Origin of the sequence: Pseudomonas frederiksbergensis (genome assembly GCF_003732275.1) — a bacterium.
GTDB classification, from domain to species: Bacteria; Pseudomonadota; Gammaproteobacteria; order Pseudomonadales; family Pseudomonadaceae; genus Aquipseudomonas; species Aquipseudomonas frederiksbergensis_H.
Map to the genome: position 1 here is coordinate 56,894 of NZ_MOBM01000006.1, position 16,814 is coordinate 73,707.

The window sequence follows — 16,814 nt, forward strand, 5'->3', positions numbered from 1 at the left end:
ATTACGACTCACAGGTTGTACTGCTTGCGTTTGCGGTACAGGGTCGAGGCATCGATGCCCAGGGTCTTGGCTGCCTGATCCAGCGTGTCGGCCGTGGCGAGGACCGCGCCGATGTGAGCTTTCTCCAACTCATCCAGGCTCAACGCAGCACCAATGCGCGGCGTGTGGTTGGCCGGGGCCTCGGCCATGCCCAAGTGGCTGAGTTCGACCCGCTCCTGCGGACAAATAATGCTCGCGCGCTCCACCACGTTGCGCAGCTCGCGAATGTTGCCCGGCCAGCGGTAGCTGAGCAGCGCTTCGCGGGCCTCGTCGCTGAAACACCGGGCCGGACGCGAGTATTCCTTGACGAAGCGCGCCAGGAAACGGTCTGCCAGGTTCAGAATGTCTTCCCTGCGCTCACGAAGCGGCGGCAGGTGCAACGTGATGACGTTCAAGCGATAGAGCAAGTCTTCACGAAAACGGCCCTCGCGAACCATGTCTTCCAGGTTGAGGTTAGTGGCTGCGAGGATTCGCACGTCGGCGCGACGGGTCACCGGGTCGCCCACGCGTTCGTATTCCTTATCCTGAATGAAACGTAGCAACTTTGGCTGCAAGGTCAGGGGAAAATCGCCGATCTCGTCGAGAAACAACGTTCCGCCATCGGCCTGATTGACACGACCCAAGGTGCTTTCGCTGGCACCGGTGAATGCGCCCCGGCTGTGGCCGAAAAGCTCGCTGTCCATCAACTCGGCAGTCAGGGATGGGCAGTTGATGGTGACGCAGGATTTCTTCTGGCGTTTGCTCCAGCCGTGGATGGCCTGTGACAGTTCACCTTTACCGGTGCCGGATTCGCCGAGAATCAGGATATTGGCGTCAGTACTGGCGACCTGGCGTGCGGTTTCGAGCACCACTTTCATGGCCGGACTGTGGGAGTCCAGTCCCTCTTTGGGTTTGCGCACTTCACCTTCGAGGGCTTCCAGGCGCGCCGAGAGTTGGCGTACTTCCAGCTGTTTGGCAGTGGCCAGACGCAATTGGTCGGGGCTGCAAGGTTTGACCAGGTAGTCGGCGGCACCGGCTTGAATCGCATCCACGGCAGTGTCCACGGCCGAGTGAGCGGTCACGATCACCACCCGCATCCACGGCGCCTGGATGCGCATCTGGGCCAGCACATCGAGCCCATTGTCTTCACCCAGGCGCAAATCGAGGAAGCACAGATCGAAAACCTGGCGCTGCAACAAGGCTTCGGCCTGAGCAGCGCTGGTCGCGGTAGCCACGCTGTAGCCTTCATCTTCGAGGCAATAGCGAAAGGTTCGAAGGATGGCGGATTCATCATCCACCAGCAGAATGCGGCCTTGATGCTCAGTGGCTGATTCCATGTTCCTGCGCTCCTTTAATTGTTGATTTTGGTTAGGCCCGGAAAAATCGGGCAAGTTGCATGATTGATTGTGGCCGATTTCCGCCAAATCAGCGGAGCTATCTACTTGGTAACAAGATAACCAACTGATTTATCTGGTTTTTTATTAATAAACCGTTCTTCCGCGCTTGCCTGCGTCCCTTTCTGACATCTGCGCCCTTCCCTCAATTCCAAAAATATTGAAAGTTTCGGCGGGTTCATCGTGCATTACGCACGGCCTTGAATGGGCCATCGTGCAGGATGCGTCCAAACCGATTTCCACAAATCACTTAACACATTGATTTAAATAGAATTAATTCTGACAAAAAAGGTGGCATGCAGGCTGCAGGAGTCTGGTAACCAGGGCATTTAATGAACCAGCGCCCGCCAAACTACCCAGTGTGGGAGGAACTTCAGGATGAATCGCCAAGGTGCCGCCCAATTGCGTATCTCGCCATTGCTTGTCCAGCAAGGCTTGTTTGCCCTGCTGGCGCTATTGATCACCTTGATTGGCGGCCAACAGTACTTGCGTTGGGAACAGAGTCAGCAGCCAGAGACGCCGCACCTGTCGATTCCACACACTCCCCAAACCCACTTCAGCGCCGTCAGCAGCAGCCTGACTGACAGCGACTCGATGCGAATGATGGATGTCGACCAGGCCCAGCCTGTGGATGAGACGCCTCAGGAACGTTGGGTGTTTTAAGCAAACCAACTTGGCGCGCTCGACGCGCCGGGAAAAGCAGCACAAGCAACACCTTTAAACAGAAAGCGTAAGGAGAATCACCATGTTGAGCTGGGCAATCACATTCTTGATCATTGCCATCATCGCTGCAGTACTGGGCTTCGGTGGTATCGCGGGCACCGCCACGGGTATCGCCAAGATTCTCTTTGTCGTATTCCTGGTGATGTTCATTGCTTCCTTCTTCTTTGGCCGCCGCGGTCGAGGCTGACCATGAGCATTTCGTTAAAGATAGTGGCAGCCGCCCTGCTTCTGGGCGGCTGTGCCATGGCAATGGCGGCCAATGATGGCCAGATGCGGGCCAATGAATTGCTCACTGCAGACCCGCAGTACCGGGAAACCTGGCAAGGCGTTGTGAAGAAAGAGGAACGCCTGCCGGAATGGGTGATGAACCTGTCCGGCGATGCCGAGCAGATGAATGCTGTCGAAGAGGATGGCGACAAGTATGTGGTCGGGCCGCTCTGCGAAACTCGACAGACGTGTCTGAACAGACGCTTGATCGTGGCATTCAGCTTCGACAAAAAGGATGCCTACGCCATGCTCGTCGAAGTGCCAGCAGGCCTGCCGGCCGACAAGTCGCCCACACGACATGCCGACTACCGCTTCCTGGGAAAACCGGACGAAGGCATGCAGAAGTTATTGATGGAACAACTGAAGAAAGATCCGAATTGGTACTGAGTTTCGAAACACGAAAGAGGCCACAGCGTTTCTTTCCATTGCGCTACCCGAGGACGGTAGACGCATGACCAAGGGGTCGGGACGTTCTGACTGTTTCAGGGTCGGAGTGACCTACGGGTACAGGGAGTACCTGCTCACGGGCCGGGTCAGGTAAAGCTGCGACGCAAGTTCGCCGGGGCCAAGCGGCTTGACGGACTTGCGGAGAGCTTCAACGTGCAAAACGTTGATCTAGAGCATTCAGCTCATCTGTTCTTGCTGCATATTCCCCGCAAAACCGTTTCGCGGTGTTTCTTCGTGACCGTATATCGAGAAAGCTCCGACTTTCCCTGAAAGAGAATTCGCAGCCCAACGTAGGCTTTTTCCTAAATTTGCGTCTGTTTAAAAAACATCGACCTGCGCTGAAATGGCCGGCTCACGGCACTTATGCCCGCCGAAATGTCACCTTCGAACCGCTTGGGACGCAGGCTTCCGTTAGAAAATCTCATGCCGATTCGGCATAGGGTAGGCGTTTACGGCATTAGACGGCGCTTCCCGGCATCGGAATAGTTGCGCCTTTTTCGCTGCCTGAGAGCTGTAAATGCTCGCTCGCGGGGACCTTATACGGGGGCCGATGCAAGACTTGTTCGCCACTGGGCGTTTCAGTTCATGCATCGGCCTGAGTCAAACGCAAGTAAGGGTAAAGATATGAAGAAGGCAAAGCTTAGCCTCGCCTGGCAGATCCTCATCGGTCTGGTTCTGGGGATAGCAATTGGTGCAGTGCTCAACCATTTCAGTGCCGAAAAAGCCTGGTGGATTACCAATATCCTGCAACCGGCAGGCGATATCTTTATCCGTCTGATCAAGATGATCGTGATCCCGATCGTGATTTCCTCGCTGGTCGTCGGCATCGCTGGCGTAGGGGATGCGAAAAAACTCGGGCGTATCGGTCTGAAGACCATTCTTTACTTCGAGATCGTCACCACAATCGCCATTCTGGTCGGTCTGGTGCTGGCCAACGTGGTCCATCCGGGCACCGGCATCGACATGAGCACCCTGGGTACGGTGGATATCTCCAAGTACCAGGCCACTGCCGCCGAGGTTCAGCATGAACACGCGTTCGTCCAGACCATCCTCAACCTGATCCCGTCGAACATCTTTGCGGCCATGGCGCGCGGCGAGATGCTGCCGATCATCTTCTTCTCCGTGTTGTTCGGTCTCGGTCTGTCGAGCCTGCAATCGGACCTGCGCGAACCGCTGGTGAAGATGTTCCAGGGCGTATCGGAAAGCATGTTCAAGGTCACCCACATGATCATGAACTACGCCCCGATCGGCGTGTTCGCATTGATCGCCGTGACCGTGGCCAACTTTGGCTTCGCCTCCCTGCTGCCGCTGGCCAAACTGGTTGTTCTGGTTTACTTCGCTGTCGCCTTCTTCGCCTTCGTAGTGCTGGGCCTGATCGCTCGCCTGTTCGGCTTCTCGGTGATCAAGCTGATGCGCATCTTCAAGGATGAGCTGGTACTGGCCTACTCCACCGCCAGTTCCGAAACCGTGCTGCCGCGCGTGATCGAGAAGATGGAAGCCTACGGCGCGCCGAAAGCCATTTGCAGTTTCGTGGTGCCGACCGGCTACTCGTTCAACCTCGACGGTTCGACCCTGTACCAGAGCATCGCGGCGATCTTCATTGCCCAGCTCTACGGCATCGACCTGTCGATCAGCCAGCAATTGCTGTTGGTACTGACACTGATGGTCACCTCCAAAGGCATCGCCGGCGTACCGGGTGTGTCCTTCGTGGTACTGCTGGCTACTTTGGGTAGCGTCGGCATTCCGCTGGAAGGTTTGGCGTTCATCGCCGGTGTCGACCGCATCATGGACATGGCCCGTACCGCACTGAACGTAATCGGCAACGCCTTGGCCGTGCTGGTCATCTCGCGTTGGGAAGGTATGTACGACGACGCCAAGGGCCAGCGCTACTGGAACTCCCTGCCGCACTGGCGCAGCAAGGAAAAGCTGCCGGTTGGCGAAATCTCCAGCAACTGACGCATAACCCTGCGGGAGCGGGCTTGCTCGCGAAAGCGGTGGATCCGTCAACAGAGATGTTGAATGTTCCGGCCCCTTCGCGAGCAAGCCCGCTCCCACATTGGTCTTTTGCTGGCAGTACCAAACAAACCCCGGAGAAATCCGGGGTTTGTCGTTTCTGACTACCCCGCTATTATTCGCCGCATCTTCCGGGGGATTTGACTGATGCTTAATGGCCTGTGGCTTGGCTTCTTCATCGTGGCGGCCGTATCGGCGCTGGCGCAGTGGCTGATCGGCGGTAACACCGGGATCTTTGCGGCGATGGTGGAGAGCATTTTCGCCATGGCCAAATTGTCGGTCGAGGTGATGGTACTGCTGTTCGGCACCCTCACCCTCTGGCTGGGTTTTCTGCGGATCGCCGAAAAGGCCGGGATCGTCGAATGGCTGGCCAAGGCGCTGGGCCCTCTGTTCCTGCGCCTGATGCCGGAAGTGCCGCCCGGGCATCCGGCCATCGGCTTGATCACACTCAACTTCGCCGCCAATGGCCTGGGCCTGGACAACGCCGCCACGCCGATCGGTCTCAAGGCCATGCGTGCGTTGCAGGACCTCAACCCCAGCGACACGATTGCCAGCAATGCGCAGATCCTCTTTCTGGTACTTAACGCCTCTTCCCTGACCCTGCTGCCGGTGACGATCTTCATGTACCGCGCCCAGCAAGGCGCGCCCGATCCGACCCTGGTGTTCCTGCCGATCCTGCTCGCGACCAGTTGTTCGACCCTGGTCGGCCTGTTGTCGGTGGCGTTCATGCAGCGTCTGCGCCTATGGGACCCGGTGGTGCTCGCTTACCTCATACCCGGTGCCTTGGCCCTCGGCGCGTTCATGGCGCTGCTGGCGACGCTCTCGGCGACCGCTCTGGCGAGCCTGTCATCGATCCTCGGCAACCTGACGCTGTTCGGGCTGATCATGCTGTTTCTGGTGATCGGCGCATTACGCAAAGTGAAGGTCTACGAGGCGTTCATCGAGGGCGCCAAAGAAGGCTTCGACGTGGCCAAGAACCTGCTGCCGTATCTGGTGGCGATGCTCTGTGCCGTGGGCGTGCTGCGAGCATCCGGAGCGCTGGATTTCGGTCTGGACGGGATTCGTCATCTGGTGGAGTGGGCCGGTTGGGACACGCGCTTCGTCGATGCGCTGCCGACGGCCATGGTCAAACCCTTCTCCGGCAGCGCCGCACGGGCAATGCTGATCGAAACCATGAAGACCTCCGGAGTCGACAGCTTCCCGGCGCTGGTGGCGGCGACTGTCCAGGGCAGTACCGAAACGACCTTCTATGTGTTGGCGGTGTACTTTGGCGCGGTGGGCATTCAACGCGCACGGCATGCGGTGGGGTGTGCATTGCTGGCGGAGTTGGCGGGGGTGCTTGGCGCGATCGGGGTTTGTTACTGGTTCTTCGGCTAAACCAAGAACCCTGTGGGAGCGAACCTGCTCGCGATGAGGTTGGCACATTCAACAATTCTGTTGGCTGTTAAACCGCCATCGCGAGCAGGCTCGCTCCCACATTGATGTGTGTAGGTCTTCAAGGCCTCAGCGGTGGCGCGACTTTCTGACCTTGTTCAATCGCCCAAGCCACCACCTGCGCCGTCAATTGGTCGCTGGCCAAGCCAAAACCGGTCACCACCGCCGGCACCTTTACATCGCTCAACGGCTGACGCACTTCAAAGCGTCTGCTGGCGAGGATTCGTTGGTCATACCCACGCACCAGCAACGCATCCAGGCGCACGACCACGCTCGCCGCCGTGCCTTGGTACTCGGTCTGGAACGCTTGCAGGTTGCCGCCCAGTTCCAGGTCTGCCTGGAAATTACTGTCATCGGTGCTGAGCAAGGGCACGCGACCGTCACGCTGGAAACCATCGAGCAGACGATTGCGCAATAGCACCGGTGCCGGATCGCTCCAGCGTGAAGCCTTGTAGCTGCTGATCAGGTCACCTTGAGGTATCACCGCGATTTTCGGGTTGTTCAAGGCTTCGCTGGTCTGAGGCTTGGCCAGCCGCAACGACCAGCGCTGCGGCGTGCCGTGTTGGGCCGATGCGTCGCGCTGTGCCGACGGCAGTCGATAGACATCGGACGGCTCGGCCTTGGGGAAAATCGAACAGGAAGCGACCAACGCAAAACCGGCGAGGAGGGCGAGATGAGCCAGCTTCATGGCGTGAACTCCTTGTTTTTGTCACTGCCCAGCAGGTAACCGCTGGGGTTGGCCTCAAGCCGCTGGGAAATGGTCCGCAGCGAACTCAAGGTATCGCGCAGTTCACGCACCGCCGGTGCCAGGCCATTGAGGCCCTGCATGCCGCTGTTGAGGGAATCCTGATTGGCAGAGAGCAATGTATTGATGGTCGCGCTGCTTTGTTCCAGGGATTTCATCGCTTGCTCGGCACTGCCGAACATCTGCTTGCCTTGATCGTTGAGCAGGCCGTTGGCGTTGCGCATCAACGCGGTGGTCTGTTCCAGGGTGGCGCTGGCCTGCTTGCCAACCGAAGCCAGTTGCTGCATCGCCTGACGAATATCGCCGCGCTGATCGGCTATGGTGCCGGTGGTTTGCTCCAGGTTTTCCAGGGTGCTGCTGATACGCGCGACGTTCTCCGAGGAAAACAACTGATTGGCGTTGTTCATCAACACGTTCACGCCCGCCATCAGATCACTACTGTCATCCATCAACCGGGCAATGGGCGAGGGCGATGCAACGATTGTCGGCAAATCACCGTCCTTACCCTTGAGGGTCGGACTTTGTGGCGTGCCGCCGCTGAGCTGGATGATCGAAGTCCCGGTGATCCCGGTCAGCGCCAGTTTGGCCTGGGTGTCTTCCTTGATCGGAGTGTCTCCGCCCAGGCGAATCCGCGCCAACACCCGGCGCGGATCGTTCGGGTCCAGACGCAGCATCACCACGTCGCCGACCTTGATCCCGCTGTACTGCACGGCGCTGCCCTTGGACAGGCCGCTGACCGCCTCGTTGAAGACGATTTCGTAATCCTTGAATTCGGTATCGACGCTGGACTTGGCCAGCCACAGACCGAAGAGCAGGGCGCCTGCCACCACTATGACGGTGAACAGGCCGATCAATACGTGATGGGCTCGGGTTTCCATGTCAGACCTCGTTGAGCTGGTTAGCGGCCGTCAGCGCCGCGCGGCCGCGAGGGCCATGGAAGTATTCGTGAATCCACGCATCATCGGTTTCCGACACCTTGTCGATGGCGTCCGCCACCAGCACTTTTTTCTGCGCCAGCACCGCCACCCGGTCGGTGATGGTGTAGAGCGTGTCGAGGTCGTGGGTCACCAGAAACACACTCAGGCCCAAGGCATCGCGCAGGGTCAGGATCAGTTGATCGAAACCCGCGGCGCCAATCGGGTCTAGACCGGCGGTGGGCTCGTCGAGAAACAGGATGTCCGGGTCCAGCGCCAGTGCTCGGGCCAGGGCTGCGCGCTTGATCATGCCGCCGGACAGTGAAGCAGGGTATTTGTCGGCCGCCGACAACGGCAGCCCGGCCAACGCCATTTTCACTGCCGCTAGGTGCTCGGCGTCGGCACGGCTCAGGCCGGCGTGTTCAATCAGGGGCAGGGCGACGTTCTCGGTCACCGTGAGCGAAGAGAACAAGGCACCTTTCTGGAACAACACTCCGAACCGTCGCTCGACCAGCGAGCGCTCGTGTTCCGACAGGCTCGGCAAGTTCTTGCCGAAGACCTTCACCAGCCCTTCGCTGGGCTGACGCAGGCCGACAATGCTGCGCAGCAGCACCGATTTGCCGCTGCCGGAACCGCCGACCACCGCCAGAATCTCGCCCTTGTACAAGTCCAGGTCGAGGTTCTCATGCACGCTCTGGCGGCCGAAGCGATTGCACAGCCCACGGACTTCAATCACCGCCTCTGAAGGCGCTCGGGGTAAACGACTCACCAGTCCATCTCCATGAAAAACAACGCAGCCACGGCGTCGAGCACGATCACCACGAAGATCGACTGCACCACACTGGACGTGGTGTGCGCGCCGACGGACTCGGCGCTGCCGCTGACCTTGAAGCCTTCGAGGCAGCCGATGGCGGCAATCAGGAACGCAAAAATCGGCGCTTTGACGATCCCCACCAGAAAGTGCTGAACGCCGATGTCCGATTGCAGCAGTGACAGGAACATCGCCGGCGAGATATCCAGCGACAGCGCGCAGACTACGCCACCGCCGACAATCCCTGACACCATCGCCAGAAAGGTCAACATCGGCAACGCCACCAGCAACGCCAGGACGCGGGGTACTACCAGCAACTCCATCGGGTCGAGGCCGAGGGTGCGGATCGCGTCGATTTCTTCATTGGCTTTCATCGAACCGATCTGCGCGGTGAACGCGCTGGCGGTGCGGCCGGCCATCAGGATCGCCGTGAGCAATACGCCGAACTCCCGCAGAAAAGAAAACGCCACCAGGTCCACGGTGAAAATGCTCGCGCCAAAACTCGCCAGCACCGTCGCCCCGAGAAACGCCACCACAGCGCCCACCAGAAAGGTCAGCAGGGCGACGATGGGCGCGGCGTCGAGGCCGGTCTGTTCAATGTGAGCGACCATCGGCGTGAGGCGCCAGCGCTTGGGCCGAAACAACCCGCGAGCGATGGTTTCCAGGATCAGGCCGACGAAACCCAACAGCTGCAACGTGTCCTGCCAGACCGCGTCGACCGCGCGGCCGATGCGGGTCAGCAGTTGAATGCCGACGCTGATTTCCGGTTCTTTGATCGGCACACAGAAATCGGTGAGCGAGCAGTACACCGTCTGCAACAAGGCGCGATCAGCGGAGGAAAGGGTGCAGTCGGGATGTTCGGCAGATTTGCCCAGACGCTCGGCCCCCAGCAACTCCACCAGCAATGACGCACCCGCCGTATCGAGCGCGCCGAGGCCATTGAGATCGATGTGGGTGTTGTTGTCGTATTGGCCACGGAGCTTTTCGCTCAGGCGGCTGAGATCGGCGTAATGGGCGAGCGTCCAGTCACCCGTGACCCGCAACAGGGCAGGGCTATGCGAGGTGTCCAGTCGGGCACTACCGGGCATTGTGCTGCTGGTCATAAGCTCCGTGCTTGTTCGGCTATTACGCAGATCTGACTAATAGCACGAACCGCGTTACTTTTCTTTGATGGGTGTGCTGTCCGCGACCTTGAAGCGCAGCACGCCAATCAACTGACCGTCCTCAGTCAACACCCGAACCTGCCATTTGCCGGCGGGGTTGCCGGGGAAGTTCTGCTTGTGAGTCCAGGCGCGGTAGCCTTCCTTACGCCCCCCGTTGATGTCCAGCGGGATACGGTCGACTTCTTTACCGTTGAACATCCAGACGTGATAAATCCGCTCGGCCAGACCCCGCGGGGCGTTGATCGCGGTGTACGCGTACAGCCCACCTCCGCGAATCTGTTCGGCGCTGACTTCTTCCAGGCTCTTGCCGGGGGTTCGATCCTGCATTTGGGTACTGATCGCCACATCGGTCATCCACAGGGTCGCCGGCGGAACCCAGGAGCGCAGCACCCAACCGGCGGCGCCGATGCCGAGGGTGATGCTGAGGATCGCCAACGCATTGCGCACGGTGCGAATCGGGAAGATCGAGGCCAGGCTCGGGAACGCCAGCACCATGGCAATGCCCAGCGCCAGTTTGAAGCTCTGGGCGGTGGTCAGGTGCAGGATGACGGGCAGGGCGGTCAGCAGGGCCGCGAACAGGGTCAGGGTGTGCAACGCCAGGAACGCCCAACGGCGTGGTGCCAGCCATTTGTAGTAGAGCGGGTCGATGATCGAAATCAGCGCCGCCATGCTCAGTAATCCAGTGAAGAACAACTGGCCGCTGTTCCAGGTAGTGGTGATTAAAAAGAATGGCAGGACGAAGAACAGGCTTTCCTGATGGATCATCTGCGTCGCATAACGCAGCAGGGGCTGGGGTATTTCGCGCTTGAAGACCCTGGCGAACAGCTTGGTGAGGCTGTTTTCCAGCATCAGCCAGACCCAGCTGACCAGCATGATGGTGGTGATCCAGGTCGCCAGCCCTTGTTGGCGATCCACCAGCATGAAGCTGCCGACCCCTGAAATGAAACCGCCAAGCGCAATGACCCCGGGATAGCGCTTCATCAATTCCAGGATGCGCTGTACGTACAGGGTCAGATTCGGCATTCGGCGGTTCACAATAGTCGTGGGAAAAATCCTCGATAGGGTACCGCCCGGGAGGCCCTGTGGCGAGGGGGGCTCGCCCCCGTTGGGCTGCGAAGCGGCCCTGAAAAACGGCAACCCGGTTTATCTGACATACCGCATGCATTGATATTGCGACTGCTGCGCAGCCGAACGGGGGCAAGCCCCCTCGCCACAGGTGGAAACCATGCCTCGGTCCAAACAGGATTGGCTATCGTCTGCGGTATACGCGCCAACCCAATATTCCAAGCACCATCAGTCCAAAGCCCCCGACAATCGCCCACATCACCTGGTCATAACTCATCAGCGGCTTCTCGATCCGCAGATACCCCGGTTGCAGCAGCAACTCGCGCATTGCCTTGTTCGCCTCGGCCAGCGTCACGTCTTGCAGCGCCTTGGCCGGGTTGACGAAATGGCCGTCCTCGTAGTCGCCAAGGGCGCTCCAGTAATAGTCCGCCAGGGCGCTGTTGCCTTGCACGGCCCAGGCCTGGCGAGCGATGGCGGCTTGCTTGAGACGGGCGAAGGTGGCGGCCTGGAGACCATTCTTGAGTAGATCGGCTTTAAGCTCATCCAGCACCTGTTCCGCTGCCAGCACGTCGTCGCGATCAAGGTCGGCGTTCAGGCTCATGAAGCCCACACCGCCAAATACCTCGCGCTCGGCCGAAGGACCGTAGGACAACCCATGAGCCAGGCGCAATTGGCGATAGAGCGCCCAATCCAGATAGTCCTTGAGCAGGTCGAAGGTTTCGTCATGCTGGTCTTCCAGCACCGGTTCCGGCACCAACCAATGCAACTTGGCACCGCCGCCGACGAAACCGTTACTCAAATTGCGCTCGTGGGCCGCGCTGGCCTGAATGTCTGGCAGCGGCAGGTGAGCGCTAGGCTCAACCGCTTCGAGCGCACCATAGGCCCGTTCCAGATAGGCCGGCAGCAGGCGGTCGAGATCGCCGACAACGATCAGGGTCATGTTGTTGGGCGCGTACCAGTCCTTGCGCACCTTCTCCAATTGCTCGCGGGTCAGGTGATCGACTTGCGCGCGCTCGGGGCATTTGAGGCCCAGTTCCACCGCCAACTGATTACTCGCGGTGTGCCCCAGGTCCTGGCGATCCAGCCAGCGTTGCAGGTGCGAGTAATGACCACCGTCTTCGCGCTCGACCACTTGCTTGGCGACGTTGATCGCATTGTCGTCGATACGGGTCTGGGTCAGCAGCGCCAATAACAGGTCGAGAACCTTGCGCTGGTTTTTCGCCGGGGCTTCGATGACGAAAGTCGTGTCGGCATTGCTGGTGTAGGCATTCCACTCTCCGCCCAGGGCCTGCATGCGCTCTTCCAGACCGCCTTCGCCGGTGGCGTCGATGCCGCTGAACAGCAAGTGTTCGAGCAGATGCGGCAGCTCTTTGTCGGCACAGCTGAAATCATCCAGGCCCACGCCAACCACCAACCGGATCGCCACATGCCCGCGCTCGGTGCCCGGTTTGAGGACCAATTGCAGGCCGTTGCGCAACGTGTAGCCCTCGACCTGAAAGCGATCCAGGGCAATTGAAGGCAGTGAACCAAGTAACAGACAAGCGAACAACAGACAACGCATAACGAGTTTCCGTACGACCAGCGTAAGTTCAACAGACTTCAGGCAACTGTGGACGTTCAGGGTGAATGAGTGATGTCAGTCATATCATCGACCGCCAGAGCGCCGGTGTCCGAAGTGCCCAGCACCGCATAGGCGCTGCTGCAGAACAGTGAATTCAAGCGTCTCATGTCAGCAATCAGTTCCAGATGCAGCGAACTGGTCTCGATACTTTGCACGATCTTACGGTTTAAACGGCTGACATGAGCGTGGGCCAGACGGCGTTCCTGTGCGCGAAAGCGACGTTTCTCACGCAGTAACTGGCGAGCACTTTCCGGGTCGGCACTAAGGAACACTGACAACCCCAGACGCAGGTTGGCAATCAGCTGACTGTGCAGCCCCGCCAACTCCTCCAGGCCCACCTCGGAAAAAGACCGGCGTTGCGAGGTTTTCTGCTGCTGAACCTTGCGCAGCATGCGTTCGATCAGGTCGCTGGAGAGTTTCAGGTTGATCGCCAGCTCGATGGTTTCCGCCCAGCGCCGACTGTCCTGCTCGCTGAGGTCTTCGCGGGGCATTTGTGCCAGATAGAGTTTGATGGCGCTGTAGAGCGCTTCAACATCATCGGTCAGGCGACGCATTTCCTGGGTGACGGCTGTCTGTTTGCCGCGCAGCACGTCGAGCATGGCTTCGAGCATGCTGTCGACCAGATCGCCGATGCGCAGGGTTTCCCGGGCAGCGTTGGCCAGCGCCAGACTCGGGGTGACCAAGGCGGTCGAGTCAAGATGCCGCGGTTTGGCCGTGCCATTGATGTCCGGCCGCTCTGGCAGCAACCACGCACAGAGCCTGGCCATCGGCCCGACGCTGGGCAACAGGATCAGGCAACGCACGGTGTTGTAGAGCAGGTGGAAGCCGATGACCATTTCCTGAGGGCTGAAGTCGAGGCTGTCGATCCAGTGCACCAGCGGATCGAGCACCGGAATGATCAGCAGCAGGCCGATCAGTTTGTACAACAGGCTGCCAAGCGCCACCTGACGGCCGGCCGCGTTCTGCATGCTGGTGCTGAGGAAAGCAAGAATACCGCTGCCGATGTTGGCACCGATCACCAGACCGATGGCCACTGGCAAACTGATCACGCTGGCACCGGCAAGGGTCGCGGTCAGCAGGACGGCAGCCAGGCTGGAATAGGAAACCATCGCGAACAGCGCGCCGACCAAGGCATCGAGCAAAATGTCGCCAGTCAGCGAGGCGAAGATGACCTTCACCCCTTGCGCCTGAGTGATCGGCGCGGCGGCCTCGACGATCAGTTGCAGCGCGAGAATGATCAGCCCCAGACCGATGCTGACCCGGCCCATCTGCCCGACCCGGGTCTGTTTGCGCGACAGAAAGAAAATCACCCCGAGGAAAATCAGCAGCGGCGACAACCACGACAAGTCGAGAGTCAGTACCCGCGCCATCAGCGCGGTACCCACGTCGGCACCGAGCATGGTCGCCAGGGCCGGCGTCAGCGCCATCAGGCCCTGACCGACAAACGAGGTCACGAGCATGGCGGTGGCATTGCTGCTCTGGACCATGGCGGTCACCATGATCCCGGCGACAAACGCCAGCCAGCGCCTGGACATGTTATGGGCGATCACGTGGCGCAAGTTGGAGCCATAAACCCGCAGGATGCCGGTTCGGACGATGTGCGTGCCCCAGATCAAAAGGGTCACGGCCGATAACAAATTGAGCAGGGTGAGCATGCAGGCCCCCTGTGGTGGTAGCGCCCCAGTGGGGCAAGTCGACGGTGCCGCGCGTTTTTCTACGTTCTGTACTTAAGCTGTAGTTGGCTAACGGTCTGGACGCCAGCATCGCATAGCTAAAGAGGCGATTGAAACAAAACTGTCATGAAAAACAGTTTGCTGCAGAGATGACAAAGGGGCCCGAAGGCCCCTTTGTCATAGCAGGGTGTTCGGGTTACTGACCCGGAACATCCTTGCGCAGTTTCACTGGATCCTGCTGCTGCTTCTTCTTTTTCATCGCGGTGCGCATCTTGATGTTGATCGCTTCCACCGCCAACGAGAACGCCATCGCGAAGTAGACGTAGCCTTTTGGCAAGTGCACGTCGAGCGATTCGGCAATCAGCACAGTACCCACCAGCAACAGGAACGACAGCGCCAGCATCTTCAGCGACGGGTGCTTGTCGATGAACTCGCTGATGGTGCCAGAAGCCCACATCATCACCAGTACCGCAACGACAATCGCCGCGACCATGACCGGTACGTGGGAAACCATGCCCACCGCCGTGATCACCGAGTCCAGCGAGAACACGATGTCGATGATCGCGATCTGGATGATGGTGTACAGGAAATTGCCGCCCTTGCCCGAAGGCTCGTCGCCGCCTTCATCTTCACCTTCCAGCGCGTGGTACATCTCTTGCGAGCTTTTCCACAGCAGGAACAGACCACCGAAGAACAGGATCAGGTCACGCCCGGAAATACCCTGGCCGAACACTTCGAACAGGTCTGAAGTGAGGCGCATGACCCAGGTGATCGACAGTAGCAACAGGATCCGCGTGACCATGGCCAGCGCCAGGCCGAAGATCCGGGTGCGCGCCTGCATGTGCTTGGGCATGCGGCTGACCAGGATCGAGATCATGATGATGTTGTCGATGCCCAGGACGATCTCCAGGGCAGTCAGGGTGAAGAAGGCAACCCAGATTTCAGGGTTGGTCAGCCATTCCATGTGTATTCCTTTGAGGATGTGTTAAACCACGAAGGGCCCGGGCTTCAACAACAAAGCCTGGACCCGTCATGGTGAGTCTTGAGCTTATAGAGTGCTGAACAGCGGAAAAATCCCCATCAGCAATGCAGCGAACAGTATGCACAGGCAAACCAGCACTGCCCACTTCAAGGTGAACCGCTGATGGTCACCGAATTCGATACCGGCCAAGGCCACCAACAAGTAAGTCGATGGTACCAGCGGGCTCAGCAAGTGGACGGGCTGACCGACGATCGAGGCACGTGCCATTTCCACCGCGGTTATACCGTAATGACTGGCGGCTTCGGCAAGTACCGGTAACACGCCGTAATAAAATGCATCGTTCGACATGAAGAACGTGAACGGCATGCTCACCAGCGCGGTGATCACGGCCAGGTACGGGCCGAGGAAATCGGGGATGACCGCCAGCAGGCTTTTCGACATGGCATCGACCATGCCGGTGCCCGACAGGATACCGGTGAAGATACCCGCGGCAAAGATCAACCCGACCACCGCCAGCACGCTACCGGCGTGGGCCGCGACACGGTCCTTCTGTTGTTGCAGGCATGGGTAGTTGACGATCATCGCGATACTGAACGCCACCATGAACAGCACCGGCAGCGGCAACAGACCAGCGATCAGGGTGCCCATGAGCGTCAGGGTCAGCGCGCCGTTGAACCAGATCAGCTTTGGACGACGGGCGTCCGGGAACTGCGAAACACTGATTTCGCTGTGGTCGACTTCATCACCGACCAGATGCAGTTCACCCAGACGCGCACGCTCGCGTTTACCGTAGAAGTAGGCAATCGCCAGAATCGCTACCACGCCGGCCAGCATCGCCGGAATCATCGGTACGAAGATTGCGGACGGGTCCACGTGCAGCGCACTGGCCGCACGAGCGGTCGGGCCACCCCAAGGGGTCATGTTCATCACGCCACCGGCGAGGATGATCAGACCGGCCATGATCCGCGGGCTCATGCCGATGCGGCTGTAGAGCGGCAGCATGGCGGCCACGCAGATCATATAAGTGGTCGCGCCATCACCGTCCATGGACACGATCAGCGCCAGTACGGCGGTACCGACCGAAACTTTCAACGGGTCGCCCTTGACCAGTTTGAGGATCTTGCGCACGGCCGGGTCGAACAGGCCGGAGTCGATCATCAGGGCGAAGTAGAGAATGGCGAACATCAGCATCACGCCGGTCGGCGCGAGTTTAGTGATGCCTTCGAGCATCATCGGGCCGATCTTCGGCGAGAAGCCGCCGAACAAGGCGAAGATGATCGGGATGATGATCAGAGCGATCAGCGCGGACAGGCGCTTGGTCATGATCAGGAACATGAACGTGATGACCATGGCGAAGCCAAGGAAAGTCAGCATAGGAATACTCCAGGCGTAGCGCGGCTAGGGAATGGCGAACCGGATGGGGTCAGCGCAGAACGGGAAGCACGAGACGTACGGGCGGAGTGACAGCGAAGAGGCGGGTAGTAGCGGACATCAGAATCACCATTGTTGTTGTTTAATGGACCGGGCGGGCGATAAAACACTCG

At 59.4% G+C, this 16,814-nt stretch carries 15 protein-coding genes; 5 read left to right on the forward strand and 10 right to left on the reverse strand.

Annotated elements, in window-relative coordinates; all coding sequences use genetic code 11:
* Positions 1–8 precede the first annotated feature (8 nt).
* Positions 9–1,355, reverse strand: a complete 1,347-nt coding sequence (algB, locus tag BK662_RS04130) for a sigma-54-dependent response regulator transcription factor AlgB (protein ID WP_123356955.1) — start codon at positions 1,353–1,355, stop codon at positions 9–11.
* Positions 1,356–1,790: 435 nt separating this feature from the next.
* Here algB and BK662_RS04135 point away from each other — a divergent pair, with 435 nt between their 5' ends.
* The 5 genes from BK662_RS04135 (at position 1,791) to BK662_RS04165 (ending at position 6,239) form a co-directional block, all read left to right on the forward strand.
* A complete protein-coding gene (locus tag BK662_RS04135; RefSeq protein ID WP_123356957.1) occupies positions 1,791–2,075 on the forward strand; it encodes a hypothetical protein in 285 nt (94 codons plus the stop codon).
* 82 nt (positions 2,076–2,157) lie between these two features.
* A complete protein-coding gene (locus BK662_RS04140; RefSeq protein ID WP_003177151.1) occupies positions 2,158–2,322 on the forward strand; it encodes a DUF1328 domain-containing protein in 165 nt (54 codons plus the stop codon).
* A gap of 2 nt (positions 2,323–2,324) precedes the next feature.
* Entirely contained in the window at positions 2,325–2,789 is a 465-nt protein-coding gene (locus tag BK662_RS04145; protein WP_123356959.1) for an inhibitor of vertebrate lysozyme family protein, read from the forward strand.
* A 684-nt stretch (positions 2,790–3,473) separates the two neighbouring features.
* A complete protein-coding gene (gene gltP / locus BK662_RS04155) occupies positions 3,474–4,805 on the forward strand; it encodes a glutamate/aspartate:proton symporter GltP (RefSeq protein ID WP_123356961.1) in 1,332 nt (443 codons plus the stop codon).
* A gap of 204 nt (positions 4,806–5,009) precedes the next feature.
* On the forward strand, positions 5,010–6,239 hold the full coding sequence (locus BK662_RS04165; RefSeq protein ID WP_123356963.1) for a spore maturation protein: 1,230 nt from the start codon (positions 5,010–5,012) through the stop codon (positions 6,237–6,239).
* 118 nt (positions 6,240–6,357) lie between these two features.
* Here the strand turns inward: BK662_RS04165 and BK662_RS04170 are convergent, their stop codons facing one another.
* From BK662_RS04170 to BK662_RS04210, 9 genes are all read right to left on the reverse strand, one after another.
* Positions 6,358–6,984, reverse strand: coding sequence for an ABC-type transport auxiliary lipoprotein family protein (locus tag BK662_RS04170; protein WP_123356965.1), 627 nt, complete (start codon positions 6,982–6,984; stop codon positions 6,358–6,360).
* On the reverse strand, positions 6,981–7,919 hold the full coding sequence (locus BK662_RS04175) for an MlaD family protein (RefSeq protein WP_123356967.1): 939 nt from the start codon (positions 7,917–7,919) through the stop codon (positions 6,981–6,983). The genes BK662_RS04170 and BK662_RS04175 overlap by 4 nt, the downstream gene beginning before the upstream one ends.
* Position 7,920: 1 nt before the next feature.
* A complete protein-coding gene (locus tag BK662_RS04180; RefSeq protein ID WP_063342006.1) occupies positions 7,921–8,724 on the reverse strand; it encodes an ABC transporter ATP-binding protein in 804 nt (267 codons plus the stop codon).
* The gene (locus BK662_RS04185) at positions 8,721–9,869 is read right to left on the reverse strand and encodes an ABC transporter permease (RefSeq protein WP_032830765.1); all 1,149 of its coding nucleotides are present in this window, start codon (positions 9,867–9,869) and stop codon (positions 8,721–8,723) included. The genes BK662_RS04180 and BK662_RS04185 overlap by 4 nt, the downstream gene beginning before the upstream one ends.
* Positions 9,870–9,923: 54 nt before the next feature.
* Positions 9,924–10,952: a DUF5924 family protein gene (locus BK662_RS04190; RefSeq protein ID WP_123356969.1), complete on the reverse strand. Its 1,029-nt coding sequence runs from the start codon at positions 10,950–10,952 to the stop codon at positions 9,924–9,926.
* Between the two features lie 226 nt (positions 10,953–11,178).
* Positions 11,179–12,555 carry a M16 family metallopeptidase gene (locus BK662_RS04195; RefSeq protein WP_123356971.1) on the reverse strand — a complete coding sequence of 459 codons (1,377 nt, stop codon included), beginning with the start codon at positions 12,553–12,555 and terminating at the stop codon, positions 11,179–11,181.
* Positions 12,556–12,611: 56 nt separating this feature from the next.
* The gene (locus tag BK662_RS04200; RefSeq protein ID WP_123356973.1) at positions 12,612–14,270 is read right to left on the reverse strand and encodes a Na/Pi cotransporter family protein; all 1,659 of its coding nucleotides are present in this window, start codon (positions 14,268–14,270) and stop codon (positions 12,612–12,614) included.
* A 214-nt stretch (positions 14,271–14,484) separates the two neighbouring features.
* Complete coding sequence (locus BK662_RS04205) at positions 14,485–15,252, reverse strand: TerC family protein (protein ID WP_123356975.1); 768 nt, start codon at positions 15,250–15,252, stop codon at positions 14,485–14,487.
* A gap of 84 nt (positions 15,253–15,336) precedes the next feature.
* Entirely contained in the window at positions 15,337–16,644 is a 1,308-nt protein-coding gene (locus BK662_RS04210; RefSeq protein WP_123356976.1) for a CitMHS family transporter, read from the reverse strand.
* Between the last annotated feature and the right edge of the window lie 170 nt (positions 16,645–16,814).

Bases quoted from the DNA above. Each gene is read 5' to 3' on its own strand.
- algB (WP_123356955.1), bottom strand. From the start codon at position 1,355: ATGGAATCAGCCACTGAGCATCAAGGCCGCATTCTGCTGGTGGATGAT.
- BK662_RS04135 (WP_123356957.1), top strand. From the start codon at position 1,791: ATGAATCGCCAAGGTGCCGCCCAATTGCGTATCTCGCCATTGCTTGTC.
- BK662_RS04140 (WP_003177151.1), top strand. From the start codon at position 2,158: ATGTTGAGCTGGGCAATCACATTCTTGATCATTGCCATCATCGCTGCA.
- BK662_RS04145 (WP_123356959.1), top strand. From the start codon at position 2,325: ATGAGCATTTCGTTAAAGATAGTGGCAGCCGCCCTGCTTCTGGGCGGC.
- gltP (WP_123356961.1), top strand. From the start codon at position 3,474: ATGAAGAAGGCAAAGCTTAGCCTCGCCTGGCAGATCCTCATCGGTCTG.
- BK662_RS04165 (WP_123356963.1), top strand. From the start codon at position 5,010: ATGCTTAATGGCCTGTGGCTTGGCTTCTTCATCGTGGCGGCCGTATCG.
- BK662_RS04170 (WP_123356965.1), bottom strand. From the start codon at position 6,984: ATGAAGCTGGCTCATCTCGCCCTCCTCGCCGGTTTTGCGTTGGTCGCT.
- BK662_RS04175 (WP_123356967.1), bottom strand. From the start codon at position 7,919: ATGGAAACCCGAGCCCATCACGTATTGATCGGCCTGTTCACCGTCATA.
- BK662_RS04185 (WP_032830765.1), bottom strand. From the start codon at position 9,869: ATGACCAGCAGCACAATGCCCGGTAGTGCCCGACTGGACACCTCGCAT.
- BK662_RS04190 (WP_123356969.1), bottom strand. From the start codon at position 10,952: ATGCCGAATCTGACCCTGTACGTACAGCGCATCCTGGAATTGATGAAG.
- BK662_RS04195 (WP_123356971.1), bottom strand. From the start codon at position 12,555: ATGCGTTGTCTGTTGTTCGCTTGTCTGTTACTTGGTTCACTGCCTTCA.
- BK662_RS04200 (WP_123356973.1), bottom strand. From the start codon at position 14,270: ATGCTCACCCTGCTCAATTTGTTATCGGCCGTGACCCTTTTGATCTGG.
- BK662_RS04205 (WP_123356975.1), bottom strand. From the start codon at position 15,252: ATGGAATGGCTGACCAACCCTGAAATCTGGGTTGCCTTCTTCACCCTG.
- BK662_RS04210 (WP_123356976.1), bottom strand. From the start codon at position 16,644: ATGCTGACTTTCCTTGGCTTCGCCATGGTCATCACGTTCATGTTCCTG.